15 protein-coding genes are annotated in these 18192 nt (G+C 45.3%); 5 read left to right on the top strand and 10 right to left on the bottom strand.

Annotated elements, in window-relative coordinates; all coding sequences use genetic code 11:
- Positions 1–31: 31 nt before the first annotated feature.
- The gene (gene hcp, locus ACWYU8_RS11485; RefSeq protein WP_457519703.1) at positions 32–1693 is read left to right on the top strand and encodes a hydroxylamine reductase; all 1662 of its coding nucleotides are present in this window, start codon (positions 32–34) and stop codon (positions 1691–1693) included.
- 65 nt (positions 1694–1758) lie between these two features.
- A complete protein-coding gene (locus ACWYU8_RS11480) occupies positions 1759–2802 on the top strand; it encodes a 2Fe-2S iron-sulfur cluster-binding protein (RefSeq protein ID WP_457519702.1) in 1044 nt (347 codons plus the stop codon).
- A gap of 133 nt (positions 2803–2935) precedes the next feature.
- On the opposite strand, the gene ACWYU8_RS11475 is transcribed toward ACWYU8_RS11480, so the two are convergent.
- The 3 genes from ACWYU8_RS11475 to ACWYU8_RS11465 form a co-directional block, all read right to left on the bottom strand.
- Positions 2936–3868, bottom strand: a complete 933-nt coding sequence (locus ACWYU8_RS11475) for a class I SAM-dependent methyltransferase (protein ID WP_457519701.1) — start codon at positions 3866–3868, stop codon at positions 2936–2938.
- Positions 3869–3896: 28 nt separating this feature from the next.
- Positions 3897–4589, bottom strand: coding sequence for a TIGR01621 family pseudouridine synthase (locus ACWYU8_RS11470; protein ID WP_457519700.1), 693 nt, complete (start codon positions 4587–4589; stop codon positions 3897–3899).
- A 123-nt stretch (positions 4590–4712) separates the two neighbouring features.
- Positions 4713–6083, bottom strand: coding sequence for a sodium-dependent transporter (locus ACWYU8_RS11465; protein WP_457520186.1), 1371 nt, complete (start codon positions 6081–6083; stop codon positions 4713–4715).
- A 429-nt stretch (positions 6084–6512) separates the two neighbouring features.
- Between ACWYU8_RS11465 and cls the strand changes: the two genes are divergently transcribed.
- Both cls and ACWYU8_RS11455 read left to right on the top strand, forming a co-directional pair.
- The gene (cls, locus tag ACWYU8_RS11460; protein WP_457519699.1) at positions 6513–7967 is read left to right on the top strand and encodes a cardiolipin synthase; all 1455 of its coding nucleotides are present in this window, start codon (positions 6513–6515) and stop codon (positions 7965–7967) included.
- 261 nt (positions 7968–8228) lie between these two features.
- The gene (locus ACWYU8_RS11455) at positions 8229–9434 is read left to right on the top strand and encodes a cystathionine beta-lyase (protein ID WP_457519698.1); all 1206 of its coding nucleotides are present in this window, start codon (positions 8229–8231) and stop codon (positions 9432–9434) included.
- Positions 9435–9484: 50 nt separating this feature from the next.
- On the opposite strand, the gene ACWYU8_RS11450 is transcribed toward ACWYU8_RS11455, so the two are convergent.
- From ACWYU8_RS11450 to pspA, 7 genes are all read right to left on the bottom strand, one after another.
- Positions 9485–10057 carry a DNA-3-methyladenine glycosylase I gene (locus ACWYU8_RS11450; protein WP_457519697.1) on the bottom strand — a complete coding sequence of 191 codons (573 nt, stop codon included), beginning with the start codon at positions 10055–10057 and terminating at the stop codon, positions 9485–9487.
- A gap of 63 nt (positions 10058–10120) precedes the next feature.
- A complete protein-coding gene (vmeI, locus tag ACWYU8_RS11445; RefSeq protein WP_457519696.1) occupies positions 10121–13222 on the bottom strand; it encodes an efflux RND transporter permease subunit VmeI in 3102 nt (1033 codons plus the stop codon).
- The gene (locus tag ACWYU8_RS11440) at positions 13219–14304 is read right to left on the bottom strand and encodes an efflux RND transporter periplasmic adaptor subunit (protein WP_457519695.1); all 1086 of its coding nucleotides are present in this window, start codon (positions 14302–14304) and stop codon (positions 13219–13221) included. Before ACWYU8_RS11440 ends, vmeI begins: the two co-directional genes overlap by 4 nt.
- A 1-nt stretch (position 14305) precedes the next feature.
- A complete protein-coding gene (locus tag ACWYU8_RS11435; protein ID WP_457519694.1) occupies positions 14306–15340 on the bottom strand; it encodes an efflux RND transporter periplasmic adaptor subunit in 1035 nt (344 codons plus the stop codon).
- A gap of 161 nt (positions 15341–15501) precedes the next feature.
- Positions 15502–15891 carry an envelope stress response membrane protein PspC gene (gene pspC, locus ACWYU8_RS11430; protein WP_457519693.1) on the bottom strand — a complete coding sequence of 130 codons (390 nt, stop codon included), beginning with the start codon at positions 15889–15891 and terminating at the stop codon, positions 15502–15504.
- On the bottom strand, positions 15884–16117 hold the full coding sequence (pspB, locus tag ACWYU8_RS11425) for an envelope stress response membrane protein PspB (RefSeq protein ID WP_457519692.1): 234 nt from the start codon (positions 16115–16117) through the stop codon (positions 15884–15886). Before pspB ends, pspC begins: the two co-directional genes overlap by 8 nt.
- 16 nt (positions 16118–16133) lie before the next feature.
- On the bottom strand, positions 16134–16805 hold the full coding sequence (gene pspA, locus ACWYU8_RS11420; RefSeq protein WP_457519691.1) for a phage shock protein PspA: 672 nt from the start codon (positions 16803–16805) through the stop codon (positions 16134–16136).
- A gap of 232 nt (positions 16806–17037) precedes the next feature.
- Between pspA and pspF the strand changes: the two genes are divergently transcribed.
- Entirely contained in the window at positions 17038–18048 is a 1011-nt protein-coding gene (gene pspF, locus ACWYU8_RS11415; RefSeq protein ID WP_457519690.1) for a phage shock protein operon transcriptional activator, read from the top strand.
- Positions 18049–18192 lie beyond the last annotated feature (144 nt).

Genomic DNA, 18192 nt, shown 5'->3' with positions numbered 1-18192 from the left:
GACTATTAAAACAATCACTGGAGAACCCAATATGTTCTGTATTCAATGCGAGCAGACAATTCAAACCCCTGCCGTCAAAGGTTGCTCTTTTGCACAAGGTATGTGTGGCAAAACCTCTGAAGTATCCGATCTGCAAGACGTACTGGTTTATACCCTACAAGGGGTTTCTTTTTGGGCATCAAAAGCACTTGAATTTAACATCATTAACGATGAAATCAACCAATGGGCCCCGAAGGCATTCTTCTCTACGTTGACTAACGTAAACTTCGACCCAGAACGTATCCTCGAACTCACTTCTCAAGCTGCAGCGTACAAAGCGCTGCTGAAAGAGCAAGTGATGACAGCAGCTACATTGTCAGACACGGAAGTAACGAACATTCCTGATGTCGCAAACTTTGAGCTGCCAGACGATGCACAAGCGCTCTTGGCTTTTGCTCCTCAAGTCGCCGTCAACCGTGGTAAAGACCAAGTACACGAAGACGTCATTGGCTTACGCCTGCTTTGTCTTTACGGCCTAAAAGGTGCGGCGGCATACATGGAGCACGCGCGCGTCCTTGAGCAAACCAACAACGACATCTATGCGGAATACCACGAAATCATGGCGTGGTTAGGTACGGATCCAGAAGATCTTGGCGAGCTGCTTAATTGCTCAATGCGCATCGGTCTGATGAACTACAAAGTCATGGAGATGCTGGATCAGGGTGAAACCTCAACCTTTGGTCACCCAGAGCCAACCACGGTCAACGTGAAGCCAGTGAAAGGTAGATGTATTCTGGTTTCAGGCCACGATTTGCATGACCTGGAGAAAATCCTGCAACAGACCGAAGGTAAAGGCATCAACGTTTACACCAACGGTGAAATGCTGCCTGCACACGGCTACCCTGAACTGAATAAATACCCTCACCTGGTGGGCAACTACGGCAGCGCATGGCAAAACCAACAGAAAGAATTTGCCAACTTCCCGGGCGCGATTGTGATGACATCTAACTGCCTGTTGAACCCAAATGTTGGCCAATACGCAGACCGCCTATTCACACGTAGCATCGTTGGCTGGCCGGGTGTGGCTCACTTGGAAGGCGATGACTTCAGTCAAGTAATTGAATGCGCGCTGGCACAAGAAGGTTTCAAACACGATGAAATCGAGCACCACATCACGGTTGGGTTTGGTCGTAACGCATTGATGAACGCAGCTCCAGCGGTTATCGACCAGGTAAAACAAGGCAACATCAAGCACTTTTTCCTCGTTGGTGGTTGTGACGGTGATAAATCTGAGCGTAGCTACTACACCGATTTTACTGCTCAAGCGCCTGAAGACACGCTCATTCTGACACTAGCCTGTGGTAAGTTCCGCTTTAACAAAAACACCTTCGGCGATATCAACGGCATCCCTCGCCTTTTGGATGTAGGTCAATGTAACGATGCTTACTCTGCTATCCAGCTTGCGCTTGCACTGGCGAAGGAGTTCGACTGCGGCATCAATGAACTGCCGCTGACCCTTGTGCTTTCTTGGTTCGAGCAAAAAGCAATCGTGATTTTGCTGACCCTGTTCGCTCTGGGTGTGAAAGGCATCTATACAGGCCCTACAGCGCCTGCCTTCCTGACGCCAAACCTGATTGCAATCATCCAGGAAAAATTCGATATGCGCAGCATTGGCAACGTTCAGGATGATCTAAAAGCGATTCTGGCCGCTTAATTCCACGTCTCTCAATCCGCCTCCTTATTGAGGGGGCGGCTTCACAATAATCCAAAGAGAATACTATGTTTTTTGAATGGCAAGGCAACCAACCTGTCACACTCCTCTGTGTCGACAAATACTTCGAAACAGCTGATACAGTGAGCCTGAAACTGACAGATTTATCAGAGTCACTTCTATTCGAATTTAAAGCGGGTCAGTTCATTAACCTTGGTATTGAAATTGATGGAAAGCTGGAGTTTCGTGCCTATTCCCTTAGTTCATTATCAGGCGATGATTGTCTTCAACTCACCATTAAACGGGTCGATGGTGGTAAGGTTTCGAACTTCATTATCGATAAATTATTGATTGGTGATACCGTGCAAGCTCTGCCGCCAACGGGTGAGTTTAACTGTATTGACTCTCCGCCTGTTGAACATCAGGGACAAAAGAAAGCGCTTCTAATCAGTGCCGGTTGTGGTGTTACGCCAGTATTCGCGATGGCGAAGCATTTGCTGAATTTAGAAGAGAGTGTCGACATTGAGTTCCTGCACATAGCCCGATCTCAGCAAGAAACGATCTATCTGGATTTACTGGAAACCTATCACGCCGTTTATCCAGACTTTCACTTAAAGTTACTCTTAAAACATCGAGGCAATAGCTTATATCCACAAGGTCGTTTGAACGCTGAGTGGTTACAGGAACTCGTCCCGGATTTTAACCAACGCACAGTCTATCTTTGTGGTCCGAATCAGTTTATGCAAGATGTACGACGCTACTTGGATGAACTTGAATTCGATTTGACCAACTTCTATCAAGAAAGCTTTACACCTGCAGAAAATCAAACGTTGGAAGTCTCTGATGAAACCACCAGCGTCTCCGTTCCAGATTTTGCTCAAACGATTGAGGCCAAAAAAGGTCAGGTTTTAGCTGACGTGCTTGAAGGCGCGGGGTTGCCTCTCATCGTGGCATGCCGCAGTGGTATTTGTGGTTCTTGTAAGTGTAAGGTGCGTAAAGGCAATGTGTCGTCTACCAGCCAAGAAACTCTGACCCCTGAAGAAATTGAACAAGGCTATGTACTGGCGTGCTCTTCCACGATCGACTCCGAGCTTGAAGTGCAGATTGGTTAATACCACTAGCAGTGAAGCACTGGTATTCATTTTTTCATTTACCGTCATTCCGACGAGCCTGGTGGAGATGCCAGTCGCACTCAAACGACTGGCAATACAGATAAGGACAAAATTTGTTGCGACAGAATTTCTTCTAGCTGAACAGCAGAACTTTCAAAGCAGCTTCGCTGTCCACATCCGTAAACTCTGGCGGGTTATCCAAACGTTCACGGAAAGTAAGCGCCGGCGCTTCTTCTTTCATACTTTCAATCAGAAAATCACTGGTCACTGATGGAGAGTTCACACATGCCATTACCTGACCACCGTCAGCCAACAAATCCGGCAAGCGACGCAGGATCTTTTTATAGTCTTTGGTCAGAGCAAAGCTGCCTTTCTGAAACGATGGCGGGTCAATAATGATCAAATCGTATTGACCCGATTTCTTAATTTTACCCCAAGACTTAAAGATGTCATGGCCCATAAAGCTGACTTGATTAATGTTGTGTCCATTCAGCTTATGGTTTTCACGTCCTTTCGACAGTGACGCTTTCGCCATATCCACGTTAACAACGTTATCCGCACCACCCGCAATAGCCGCGACTGAGAATCCGCATGTGTAAGCAAATAGGTTAAGTACGTTTTTATGCTTGGCATTTTCTCGAACCCAGTCACGACCATAGCGCATATCCAGGAACAGCCCGAAGTTTTGATTACGGCCAATATCCAACTGGTACTTCAAGCCGCTCTCTTCCACAACCGGACGTGCGTCTAGTTCACCAATTAATACTTCTGAAGGCGCGCCATCCGCATAACGGTGCTGAAGAACCAGAGTACGGCCTTGTTTGTCTGACCAGAGTTGCGACTCTGTCAGTGATTTCAGGCCATTTTTTAAGTCAACAAAGAATGCGTCATCCACTTCTTTAAACAAGTTAATGATCAACTGACCTTGTAACCAGTCACATGTGATTTGTTCTAAGCCTTCAAAGCGACGTCCACGGCCGTGAAACAGTCGACGGATTTCATTCGGAGCTTGTGCGAGTTCGGTTTCTAAATGCTGAAAGAACAGCGGAAGTTGTGATGCTTGCATCGAATTCTCTTATCTGTTTTTTAATCTTTTATTTGATGGTTGGCCAGTTCAATTCCCAAGGACTTAGCCAGGTATCAATGCCCTGTGACACCATTTCAGAATGCCATTTTCTGCCGAGTTCTGGATAATCTCGCGGATCGCAAACGAAACGGAACGGTTCATTTTGATAAGCAAAGCATAGGGAGAAGGCGTGCAGATAACCGCGGTCAGCCTCGTTACCTGAGTTGTAAATAGGATCGCCAACAATACCTGAACCCACGGATTTTAACGCCACTCGAATTTGGTGTGTTTTACCAGTATGCGGCTTACAGAGAAACAGGCGCTCGCCCGGCTCTACGGTAAGGGAGAAAAACTGCGTTACTGCCGGATTCTCTTTGCTGTTAACGAGCTTCCATGAAGAACGACGTGAACGCTCCATATCACCAATGACTAACCCCTGTTTCTTCTTCGGCTTTTTGGAGCCAATCGCCAGATAGAACTTTTCAACCTGACGATTCGCAAACGCTTGAGACAACGAACTCGCCGCTTTGGCGTTTCGTCCGAGGAGCAGAATACCAGACGTCATTTTATCGAGTCGGTGAACAAGATAAAGCTGATCATCGCCACTTACTTTAGCCACTTCTTGCAGCAGCATAGTGTCACCATCGTCTTTGTGCACAGAGACGTTGGGATGTTTGTTGATGACCAAAAAATCTGGATGGGTATGTAGAATATCGAACATAAAAAAACTGGCTCCACGTTTGGAGCCAGAAGTATACCGATTCTGATTGATTAGGCGAGCCTAAACTGACTCGCCAAGGTTTTAATCGTTTATAATTGCTTGAAGTTTTTAGTTGCTTGGAGTTTACAGTTTCTTCGAGAAGATACCTGCGACCAAAATGGTGGCGATACCGATAAGCATGATCTCACCTTTGCCACTATCGAAACCCGATTTGATTCCCATAAAAGCAACAATAGCGATTGCAAAAGGGATAACGTATTTAATCAGGTTGTACCATAAGCCAAACATTGGGAAAGACACTTTGCCATCGTTGGTGATCTCTTTTTCAAGATCAGCACGGTTGAGACGCCAGCCTGCAAAGATACACAGCAGCATACCGCCTACAGCCATGAAGATTTTGTCCGTAAGCAGGTCAAAAATGTCGAATGCGCCAGTACCAAACAGTGTTGGTCCCATACCACCCAAAGACAGAGACGCAAATACACAAAGTATTGCCATCACCGTGCTAGAGGAAAGAACCGCAGTCGAGCGCTTCATGCCTTTTTCGTCAATCAGGTAAGAAACGACAACTTCGAGCAACGACACGGATGAGGTTAACGCCGCCGCAGTCAAGCCAACAAAAAACATCAGCGCCAGTGCAAAGCCAACCAGGCCACCCATTTCAGCAAACAGTTGTGGAACCACAACGAATACCAACCCAGGACCTGCTGCAGGCTCCATACCAAACGCGAACATCGCCGGGAACATAGCGATACCCGCAAGGATAGCCACGCCGGTATCCATCGCGGTAATAATGCCCGTCGTTTGAACGATATTTTCTTTTTTCTTGAGGTACGAACCGTAAGTGATCATACAGCCCATACCCAAACTCAGTGAGAAGAACGCCTGACCAAGTGCCGCAAGTACAACACTGCTATCAACCTCAGAAAAATCTGGCATGAACAAAAACTCGATACCTGCCATCGCGCCCGGAAGCATCAAACCTTTAACTGATACGATAATCAAAATAAGGAATAGCAGCGGCATTAGAATTTTACCCGCCTTCTCAATACCACCAGAAATGCCCTTCATTACAATGAAGATATTTAGGAATAAGTATGCAGCCATCCAGAACAACGGCTGAATCGGGTCAGAAATGAAGCCCCCAAAGCTATCACCGATGACTTCTGGCGTACTTAAAAGTCCCCCACCGACTTTAAAGATGTAGGCCAGCGCCCAGCCACCAACGACCGGGTAGAAGCCCATGATCAACAGGCCACTTAGCACCCCCATGACGCCAGTAAATGTCCAGCGACGGTCAGCTGATTTGAAAGCACCTACTGCTGCACGACCAGTATGACGGCCGACGGCAAACTCAGTAAGCATAACGCTAAAACCGATAAAAATAACAAAGACGAGGTAGATAGCCACAAATGCGCCACCGCCACCTTCTCCTGCCGTGTAAGGGAATTTCCATATATTGCCTAAACCAACAGCGGAGCCCGCTGCTGCCATAATGAAGCCTAGTTTAGACCCCCACGTATCACGTGGTGCTGTAGTTGTTGTAGCCACGCTTTTTCTCCAAAAAATTTAAGTGTGTTGTGTTTGCATGCAAATAGGCGTCCAAAATGTGTGTGTAAATTACGTTATACACTTATAAAATTTTTGTTAGACGCTATAAGCTGCCAGTAAACCAGTTCCTCGCTAAAAATAAAACCCTCATTAAGTATATCTATCGCACAATTTCATCATCACAAACCTTAAATGCTGACTTTTTGTTCAAAGATTAAAGATTAGCCTTGCATTTCTTGCAACTATGACAGAATCACCTGTTATGAAATCCATCCCTCATATAAGATCCACCCCAATTCTTCATAGGAAAGCTATTTCCCCAACACACTTTTATGCCTAATATCCTAAATGGGCCTATTACTTTGAGCGTATATGGATAAGTTCTATCATTTTCTTACTCTTGCAAGCATCGGACTGTATTGGTTTTTAGTCGCTGGTGTCACAATCCGTGTCGTTTTGAAGCGTCGAGCCGTAAGCGTTTCATTAGCCTGGCTGATGATCATTTATATTCTTCCCGTCGTTGGTGTCGCGTGCTATTTCCTCTTTGGCGAACTCAATTTGGGCAGGAAGCGTGCCGAGCGTGCTAAAGAGATGTTTACCCCTTTTGCTAACTGGTTCAGTCTGCTCAATGATTGTCATGCGCATATGCCGGAAACCATGGGCCGTCACATCTATCGCATTGATGAACTGTGCAACAACCGCCTTGGATTACCAGCGCTAAGCGGCAATGAGCTTTCATTACAGCAAGCACCAGATGAGATTCTGCATTCAATCATCAAAGATATCGAAAATGCACAAACCAGTATTCGCATGGTGTTCTACATTTGGCACCCCGGAGGATTAGCAGATTCCGTCGCTTCAGCGCTGATTCAAGCCTCTAAACGCGGTGTAAATGTAAAGCTCTTACTCGACTCCGCTGGCAGCCCTCGCTTCTTCAGAAGTCCTTGGTACAAGATGATGAAGGACGCTGGTGTCGAGGTGATACAAGCGCTAGAAGTATCAATGTGGCGTATTTTTCTGCGCCGTTTAGATCTTCGACAGCATCGAAAAATCATCGTAATTGATGATGATATTGCCTATACAGGCTCCATGAACCTTGTCGATCCCGCTTACTTTAAACAAAGCAGCGGTGTTGGTCAGTGGATTGATATTATGGTCCGCATTACCGGACCAACCGTCAATGTATTAAGTGCGATTCACTGCTGGGACTGGGAAGTAGAAACGGGTGAACGTTACCTGCCGAAACTACCAGAATGCAAAATCGATGATGGTGCGTATCAACATCCTATTCAGGTAGTACCGTCGGGGCCGGGCATGCCCGAATACCTTATTTATCAGGTTCTGACACTAGCTATCAATCAGGCTAATCGTTCAGTTCGAATTACGACTCCGTATTTTGTTCCAAACAGCGATTTGCTGGAAACACTGAAAATGACAGCGCAACGAGGCATCGAAGTAGAGCTTATTATTCCACATAAAAATGATTCAATAATGGTTCAATGGGCTTCACGTGCGTTTTATAGCGAGTTGCTCTCTGCCGGCGTGAAGATCTATGAGTTCTACGGTGGCCTTTTACATACCAAATCCGTTGTGATTGATGACCAATTTTGTCTGGTCGGCACCGTAAATATGGACATGCGCAGTTTATGGTTAAACTTTGAAGTCACTCTGGCTGTTGATGATGAAGACTTCACTAAACAAATGTCATCTCTACAAGATGGTTATATCAAACAGTCTTATCCTGTTAAGCAAAAAGTGTGGGAAGAGAGAAGCCTGTTTTCCCGCTTCTTAGAACGTGTTTTCTATCTATTTAACCCATTACTTTAACTTGTACCCTCAGCTTTGACGCACGTAGACATTACGTTAAACATCAATCCCGTACCCAACATTGGGTACGGTTTCTTCATTTTTGCAACTCTCAATAAGTGCACATTTTTCAGACAAACTTAGCCTCAGCCAATTAGGTATTCTCTATTGCTATTAGGTGTTCCAAGAGGTTATTGAACGATAATCGAGTTTTCCCTTGCAAACACTAGGTAGTCCATGTTTTAAATAATGCAAATCGTTATGTTTAGACAGGGAATTTTTATGTCAGAGGGTAAAAAGACCAAACTGATTACCGCAGGCCGCGATAAAAAGTGGACAAATGGTGTAGTGAACCCACCCGTTCAACGCGCTTCTACCATCGTATTTGATACCGTAGCAGAAAAGAACAATGCGGCGATTAACCGTGCTAACAAGACGTTGTTTTACGGACGTCGTGGCACCAACACGCACTTTGCTTTCCAAGATGCGATGGTGGAAGTTGAAGGTGGCGCGGGTTGCGCTCTCTACCCTTGTGGTACCGCTGCAATTGCAAACACCATCCTGTCTTTTGTCGAGACAGGTGACCACATTCTAATGGTTGATACTTGTTACGAGCCAACTCGTGATTTCTGTGACAAAATCATGAAGAAAATGGGTGTAGAGACAACCTACTACGATCCAATTATCGGTGAAAACATCCGTGACTTGATTCAGCCAAATACCAAAGTACTTTTCCTTGAGTCACCGGGATCTATTACCATGGAAGTGCAAGATGTTCCGACGCTGGCGCGCATTGCACATGAACACGACATCATCGTAATTCTCGATAACACCTGGGGTGCAGGTGTTAACTTCTCTCCGTTTGAACACGGGGTCGATATCTCTGTCCAAGCCGCAACCAAGTACATCGTGGGCCATTCAGACGTAATGTTGGGCACAGCGGTTGCTTCAGAGAAATACTGGGATCAATTACGCGAGCAAAGCTACCTGATGGGCCAGTGTGTTTCTCCTGACGATGTTTACCTTGCTTTACGCGGCCTTCGTACGTTAGATGTCCGTCTTCGCCAGCATGCAGAAAGCAGCTTGAAAGTGGCAAAATGGTTAGAGACTCGACCAGAAGTCGACCATGTACGCCATCCAGCATTAGAAACGTGCCCTGGTCATGAGCTTTTCAAACGTGATTTTACTGGCGGGAATGGTCTGTTCTCTTTCGTGCTTAAAACATCATGTCCAAAAGCGACGACTGCGTTACTTGATGGAATGAAACACTTCAGCATGGGTTACTCTTGGGGTGGTTTTGAAAGTTTGATCCTTGCAAATGAGCCAAAAAGCTTTAATAGCTTGCGCACGGTCTCACACCCACATTTTGAAGGTACTCTGATTCGCCTTCATATTGGCTTGGAGGACGTGGAAGATTTGATCGCAGACTTAGAAGCTGGCTTAGCACGTTACAATGCCTTAGTGCTAGAGGAAGCAGTTTCGCTATAAATAATAGCAAAATGCCCTCAAACTGAGGGCATTTACTTATTTAACCAACGCTAACCTGACTGCGTCGTTTTGCACGGACATCCTACAATGTGATCATCCACCATACCAACCGCTTGCATAAACGCATAACAAATCGTTTCTCCTACAAACTTAAAGCCTTTCTTCTTCAAAAACTTACTCATTGCTTTAGATTGCTCAGTAGAAGCAGGTACTTCGCTCATAGCCTGCCAGTGGTTAATAACGGGTTTACCATCTACAAACTGCCATAAGGCATCTGACAAACTTCCGTACTCATCAACTAACTGCTTAGCGGCTTTAGCATTGCTGAATACCGAATTGATTTTTCCACGATGCTTTACCACATCGTAATTCTCAACAATATATTCGGTACGTGACTCATCTCTTTGCATCAGAACGCCCAAATCATAGTTTTCAAACGCTTCTCTGTACCCTTCTCGCTTCTTGAGTACGGTAATCCAGCTCAGCCCTGCCTGCGCGCCTTCAAGTGTTAAGAATTCAAATAATTTCGTGTCGTCATACACGGGGATGCCCCACTCGGCATCGTGATACTCACGCTCTAACGGGTGGTTCATCGCCCATGCGCAACCTTTGAGTTCTGTCATTACTAATCCTTATAAAAACGTCCCTGACTCACCAGCCAGAGGCATTAACGATTATTTCTACTTTTATTTCGGCACAGCCACTTTGTGGAATAGACGATACAACACTGGTACCACGATCAACGTTAAGACAGTCGCAAAACCCAAACCAAACATAATAGTAACGGCCATCGGTTTGAAGAAAGTATCCGGTAGTAACGGAATCAAACCTAGAATAGTAGTGATCGCCGCCATACATACGGGACGTACGCGACTCACCGCCGCGTCGACAACAGCAACGTAGGGTTCTTTACCTGACTTCATCTCAAGTTCGATTTGATCGAGTAAAACAATACCGTTTTTCAACACCATACCCGACAGGCTTAAAAACCCAAGCAATGCCATAAAACCAAATGGTGTATTGAGTGCCAATAAACCCGTTGTAACCCCGATCAATGCCAAAGGTACGGTGAGCCAAACAATCAATGGTTCTTTAATCGAATTGAACAGGAACACCGTAATCAGGAACATAAACAAATAGCCCATTGGCATCGTGGTAAACAACGACGCTTGCGCATCGCCGGAAGACTCATATTCACCTCCCCATTCCAACGAATAACCTGATGGCATTTCTATCGCTTCGATTTGTGGCTGCAAACGCTTTTGTAACGTTGACGCAGTTTCTTCACCCAATATATCTGGGTCAGCCATGACAGTTAGTATACGTTTTCGGTTTTTACGCACGATGATCGGGTCTTCCCAACGCATGTCGTAGCCCATTGTAACTTGTTGAAGAGGAATAAATTCGTTTTTAGCCGGGCTCCAAATCTTCATCCCCTCGATGTTTCGAATATCAATACGCTCGTCTTCAGGCAAACGTGCGACAATTGGCATCAAGGTGGTACCATCTCGATAGAGGCCTATCGTCCTACCTGAAAATGACATCGATAAGAAGTCATCTACATCTGACTTAGTGATACCGTAACGACGTGCCTGGCTCTCATTAAACTGAGGCTCCAGAACCTGAGTACGTTCGCGCCAGTCATGACGAATGTTCGTCGCTCCTGGGTCTGCGTACATAATATCCATGACTTGGGCTGCTAATGTGCGCAATACGGTCGGGTCAGAGCCAATAAGACGCGCTTCAATCTTCGCACCGCCGCCCGGGCCTAACTCAATCTGTTTCAGCTTATAGTTAATTTCTGGATAATTAGCTTTTAAATGTGCTCGAAAGCGTTCCATCAGCGGAGCAAGCGCTTCATAGTTATCCATGCGCGTGATTATCTCACCGTACGCTGCATAACTTTTCTCCGGAGCGTAAGTCAGCATGAAGCGTTGTAAGCCTTTACCCGCTGTCGTGGTGATATGCTCAACGTATTCTTGTTGAGACAACCAGCTCTCCAGTTCATTTAATTTATCGTTTGTTGCCCTGATATCCGTTCCTTCAGGTAACCAAACATCCAACTGGAAAATAGGCGTCGTTGAAGATGGGAAGAACGACTGTTTTACAAACGTAAATCCATAAACACTTGCAGCAAGGCCTACGATCAACACCACTACTGTGAACCATGCCCGGCGCATACAGAATTCAAGAAAATTCTTATAAACGACAAAAACGATTCCGTTATACGGGTCGCTACCTTCCCCTTCGGTTTGTTTAAACTTCTGACCTTTAAAGAAAATGTCTGCAAAAAATGGCGTTAGTGAGATAGCCGTAAACCAACTCAGCATTAAAGAGATAAGCAGTACGGTAAATAAGGTCCCACAGTATTCCCCTGTCGAGTCTTGCGATAGACCGATTGGTGCAAAGGCCGTCACCGCGATGATAGTAGCACCCAGTAGTGGCCATTTTGTCTGCGTTACGATGTCGGTTGCAGCTTGTAACCGGGTACGTCCTTTTTGAGTCCCTATCAGTATCCCTTCCACGACAACGATGGCATTATCCACCAGCATACCTAAAGCGATGACCAACGCTCCGAGAGAGATTCGCTGTAAATCGATGGCCAGATACTTCATAAAAATAAATGTACCTAACACAGTGAGCAGCAGAATTAAGCCAATCAATAATCCAGAGCGAAGCCCCATAAAGAAAAGTAATACGATGATTACGATTCCAACGGCTTGCGCCAGACTGACAACAAAGCCGCTTACTGATTTATCCACTTCTTTCGGTTGGCTATAAATTTCAGATATTTCAATGCCGACCGGTTGTTGGTATTTCAGTTCAGCGAGACGACGATCAAACACTTTTCCTACTTCAACAACATTGACACCTTGTGCAAAGGAAACCCCCAAATTCAACGCCAATCGGCCATTAAAATTGACAATATTGGTTGGAACTTCGATATAACCACGCTTAATCCCGGCCACATCTTTTAAGAAAATGAGCCCTTGAGCACCTGACTCTGTTAACAATAAATCTCCGAGCTCATCAACATTTTGGAACTGCCCCGTTGGCTGGATTCTGATGTACTCATCCCCAATTCGAATTGCACCTGCATCCGAAACAACGTTTTGTGTCGAGAGCAGGTTGAAAACCGTATTCGGCGACAGACCAAGGCTACTCAACTTTTTCATAGAAATTTCGATGAATACCTGCTCTTGCTGCTGACCAGAAACCGATACTTTGCTTACACCATTGACAAGCTCGAGCTCTCGTCTCAGGTAATCAACGTAATCCAATAACTCTTTGTAGCTGTAACCATCCCCCGTTACCGCCAGTAGAATGCCGTATACATCCCCGAAATCATCAATGACTTGCGGCGCATTGACGCCTGGTGGCAACGAGCCTTTTAAGTCATTCACTTTCCGACGAAGTTCATCCCAGATTTGAGGTAAGTCGTTCGGGCCGTAGTTGTTCTTCATAGTTACGGTTATTTGAGACAGGCCACGGTTTGAAATGGAGTTGACCTCATCGACATAAGTCAGTTGTTGAATCTCTTTTTCAAGCGGATATGTCACCTCTTCTTCCACTTGCTGCGGTGTAGCACCTGGATACGAGGTAATCACCATGGCATCTTTAATGGTGAATGCAGGATCTTCCAAACGTCCCAAACCAAAAAATGCGCCAATACCACCAATCAGAAAGATCAGTGAAACCATCCAGCTGATCACACGGTTTTTAATGAAATACGCCGCAATGCCCGTTGTGTCATCATCACTTTGAGGCACTTTGTTTTGCTCACTCATAAACCAGCCTCCTGCTTAACCACGTCTACTATCATGCCATCTCGAAGTCTTGATATCCCAGCGACGACCACTTGGTCATGGAGATCCAGCCCCTCAAGAACTTGAATTGACGCTTTAGAAGCTTTACCTGTATGAATCTGTCTCCGAGAGACGGTGCTGTCGTCATTGAGTACCCATACAAACTTGTTCTCTCGTCCAAGATCGTCACCGTCGGCATTGAAAATAGCTTCGATAGGTACGTTGATACCGACATTCAAATCTAACCCAACTTTTGCATCTTTCGAGGTGACTTCAACCGCCATACCATCAAGGATGTATTCTTCTTTTGGCATCGGTAGTGAAAGAGTAACGGTAAATGTACCTGTGGTCGGATCGGGTTCTGTCGTGAATTCTTTAACAGTTCCCGTGTACTCATTGCCACTTGGTACACGAACCACTGCCTCAATTGACGTTAGCCTTTCATCGGTAGGAGGCTCTTTTACATATAAACGATCAGGAAACTGAATCAGTACTTCAAAACGATCCAGACTATGAATATTCACAATATGTTGCCCAACCTGAATATTTTCGAACTGATCAACATTTACCCTTGAGATAATGCCATCAACAGGGGCTTTTAAGGTGGTAAACGACAAGCGTAACTCAGCCAGTTTAAGCTCAGCTAATGCAATTTGTCGCTGTGCTGCAATTTCATCAAACTGTGATTTAGCCAGTAGGCCTTTATCAACTAATGGGCGTGAACGACGATATTGACTATCAATCACGGAAAAACGAGCGGTCGCGTTATCCACTTCAAGCTGATAATCCGTAGGATCTAAGGTTGCAATGATGTCATCTTTTTTCACCTTATCACCCTCTTTCACCAGAATACGGCTTATTTCTCCCGCAACTCTGAAGCTAAGGTGAGAACGATCCGCCGCATTGGCCACCGCTGGAAAATAAAGATTATCGTCAACCTTCTTTCCTTCAAGCGAGATCACTCTGACACGAGGTGTTTCTACGGATTTTTCGGGTCCCTTGTCGCCACAGCCAACGAGCAGTAGAGACGAGCATATCGCAGTTAAGGCTATGATTCCTTTCATACTACAATCCTCGCTCTTTAACCCAAGCTCTTACTTTTATGCCCGGTTCAATCACATTTACGCCAGAAATAACAATCTGGTCACCATCATCCAGACCTTGCAGAACTTGGTTCTTTTCATTCATTTTTATAGCGGCTTTTGAAACAAGGCCTTGCTGGTCCACACGCCAAACGTAGGTTTGCCCGTCTTCCTCGAACAACGCAGTGTCTGGAATAATAGTCGCGCTTCCATTCATGGAAATCGCGTGGACATTACCCGACATCCCTGGAAGAATGCCAACTCCTTCGGGCCTTGCCATCACCATGGTCACTTTATAACTGCCCGTTTTAGGGTCCGCTTCGGTGTCTATTTCTTGAAAAGTCAGGTCAAAGGATTGTTCTGGAAAGGCATCGAATTTCATTTTCGCCGAAACGTTATCACCCGCAGCATAGCGGTTGAACAGATGAGCGGGTAACTGGAATATCACTTTCATCACTTGATTAGTTTGGATATTCATCACACCTTCTTTAGCGGCTACGAATTCATGATTTTCCGCCGGGAGATAAGAAATCGTACCATCATAAGGTGCGACGAGCCTGGTGTAGCTTAAATTCGCTTTAGCCTGATCCCACTGCGCCTTAGCGGAGTTGTGATTAGCTTTAGCTTGATCAAAGTCTTGCTCTGACACTACCTGATCTTTACGTAGCTTTTGATAACGCTGATATTGCACATCTGCGAGCGCAAAGTTTGCCCTCGCTTGTTGTTCGAGAAGTGAATATTCATCGGGGTTTAGCGTAGCCAATACATCGCCTTTATTCACGACTTGGCCTTCGTGGACGTCTATCGATTGAAGCAATCCAGGAACACGAAATGCTAATACGGCTTTATCGCCCGAATCCGTTGTAGCAGGGAAATTGCGCTCAAACTGAGCGTTTCCAACAGAGACAGTATAGAGCTTAGCGGGTCTAGATTCTGGTTCAGGTACAGGTGGAAGTTCTTTCCCACAACCCGACAAAGCTGCTGAAATGGCAGCTATTGGAATTAGCAGCTTTTTCATCACATTCATCCATTAGAATTTAGGAACTACATTTAAAATAGATGAACTATGGTAGAGCTGCATATCAGAAGGGAACAATATTGTTTTAAAATTATTGATTTAAAACAAAAAGCAGGCAACTTGCCCACTTTTTTAGAATTTTAGACTTAGTACTACCAGCCTCAGAGTTTGCTGAATTCTCTGTTTACTCTGAAAGTATCAGAAGTCACATACGCTTCCATATTGCGTATTTTGCCATCAATACGGTCGAAATCGCGCTCAAGCACACTCAAGAACTGCTCCGGATTTTGGCCCTTCTGCCACGGTTTGCTCTTTAGCGTATGATCCTGCTGAGCTTTGATGCTTTCTGAATAGGTTATCGGCTGTTTTTCCAACATAAATGCCAAGGCTACGTAAGCTAAGAGAACTAGAAACGTCCCGCCAAGCAAACCTGCAGAAATGACTAAGATACGAATCAACCAGACTTCCATACCAAAGTAGTTGGCAAATCCGGCACAAACGCCGGCAAGTTTGCCATTTACTGGGTCACGATACAGTTCTCGATTACTCATACTTGCGTCTCCAGGTTGGTGACTCCGCGTCCAGGATGCGCTCCAAGGTCTCCACTCGAGACTGCATCGATTCTGCTTTTTCGGATAGTACCTGAAGGCGCTCTAGATCCTGGCTCGACAGAGCACTATCCGTGTCTCGCTTACTGCGATAGTGTAAGAAAAGCCATAGTGGTGCGACAAAGATCAGAAAAATAATCAGTGATCCAATAGATAAAAATGTCAACATAAATGGCTCCTCTCTTTTATTTATCTTGAGATGACATCTGTTCTTTCAGCTTTGCCAACTCTTTTTCAATTTCATCTTGCGCTTGAAGCTCGGCAAACTCCTGCTCTAATGACTTTGCATGACCTGTAGATGAATAGAGGTCTGCTTCCGCTTCCAGTTCATCCACTTTACGTGAGTATTGCTCGAACTTAGCCATCGCTTCATTAGTTCGGCTGGCATGCAGGTGCTTTTGCACATCACGACGATTAGAGGCCGTTTGATTACGAATGGCCAACGCTTGCTGCTTCGCGCGTGTTTCAGCGATTTTGTTTTCCAGCTTGCCAATTTCACCGGTTAGTTTATTAATGGTTTCTTCAACCAAGGTTTGCTCAGTGTGAAGACCTTTAATCACTTGCTCTAGCTTCTGCTTTTCAATAAGAGCGGCACGAGCTAAATCTTCACGCTCTTTCACTAACGCAAGACTGGCTTTTTTGCCCCATTCATTTATCTGATCTTCTAGCGCTTCAACTTTACGAGCCAACTCTTTTTTGTCTGCAATCGCTTTAGCCGAGTTAGTACGCACTTCGACCAGTGTGTCTTCCATTTCTTGAATGATGAGACGGATCATTTTTTCAGGATCTTCCGCCTTGTCTAACAATGCACTGATGTTTGAGTTAACGATATCTGCAAAACGAGAAAAAATACCCATGACGGAACTCCTCTTTTTTCCTATTAAAACTCAACAAGGTGATGATTCGCCTTGTGTCTCCCTATAGACATAACAAGTAACGTGCCAACTTATACATCCATGTAAAATCAATATCTTATGCGTATTATTGTTGTTATGCACTATTATGCTATGATGTTTTTCACCAACTGTTGGTGAATTTCACCAATACTAGACTCATCCACGACTAGGCAGCTAAATAAGAAGGAATCAAATGAAGCAAAACCTGATTGGTGAATCGCCTGCTTTTCTCGCTGTATTAGATAAAGTATCGCAACTTGCGCCTATTGAGCGTCCGGTTCTCATTATTGGAGAGCGCGGTACAGGTAAAGAGCTCATAGCGCAACGATTACATTATTTATCAAGACGTTGGGACAAGCCACTTCTATCGTTAAATTGTGCTACCTTGAGCGAAGGATTGATCGACTCTGAGCTGTTTGGTCATGAATCTGGCTCTTTTACGGGGTCTAAAGGCAAGCATAAAGGCCGTTTCGAACGTGCAGAGGGCGGCACCCTGTTCTTGGATGAACTCGCCACGGCCCCACTTTTAGTACAAGAAAAACTGCTGCGTGTGATTGAGTACGGGGAATATGAACGTGTGGGTGGACACACCGCGCTTACTGCAGATGTTCGCTTAGTCTGTGCAACGAACGCCAATTTACCGCACCTCGCTGAACAAGGGGATTTCCGAGCTGATTTACTCGACCGACTGGCATTCGATGTCATTATGCTGCCGCCGCTCCGCGAGAGAAAAGAAGACATACTCTCTTTAGCGGAATATTACGCAATAAAAATGTGTCGGGAGCTTCAGCTTGAGTATTTCGTCGGCTTTACTTCAAATGCAGAGCAAGCACTATTGGCATACTCTTGGCCCGGCAACGTACGTGAACTAAAAAACGTTGTCGAACGTGCAATTTATCAACATGGCCTCAATGTAGAGCCTATCGACCAGCTGATTTTTAACCCTTTTGAAACACTCTGGGACAATGCATTAGGTCACAATTCCGATCAGAATATCCACGAGCAGAACGAGGCCGAACAACGTACACTCATTAAGTTTCCACTCGACTATAAACAGTGGCAGGAAGAACAGGACATTAACCTGCTCAATCGTGCGTTAGAGGAAGCGAAATTCAATCAACGTCAGGCGGCGGAACTGCTTGGACTGAGTTATCACCAACTGCGCGGTATGGTAAGAAAGTATGGTCTTGTCGGGCAAAGTTAAATGAGCGTTTTGGTTTACAATCAATGACCGGGAACAGAGACACTACTTCAACATTGGTCGCGATTTAGGTCTACAGTGATAATTAAGGTGCATTTTTTGTCTAACACACTGCGAGCAAAAGATTTTGTGTTTGGAGCGAATTCA

It is taken from the genome of Vibrio limimangrovi, from assembly GCF_054064025.1.
The sequence above is the reverse complement of the archived record's forward strand: the minus strand, read 5'-3'. Positions and strand labels throughout refer to the sequence as shown.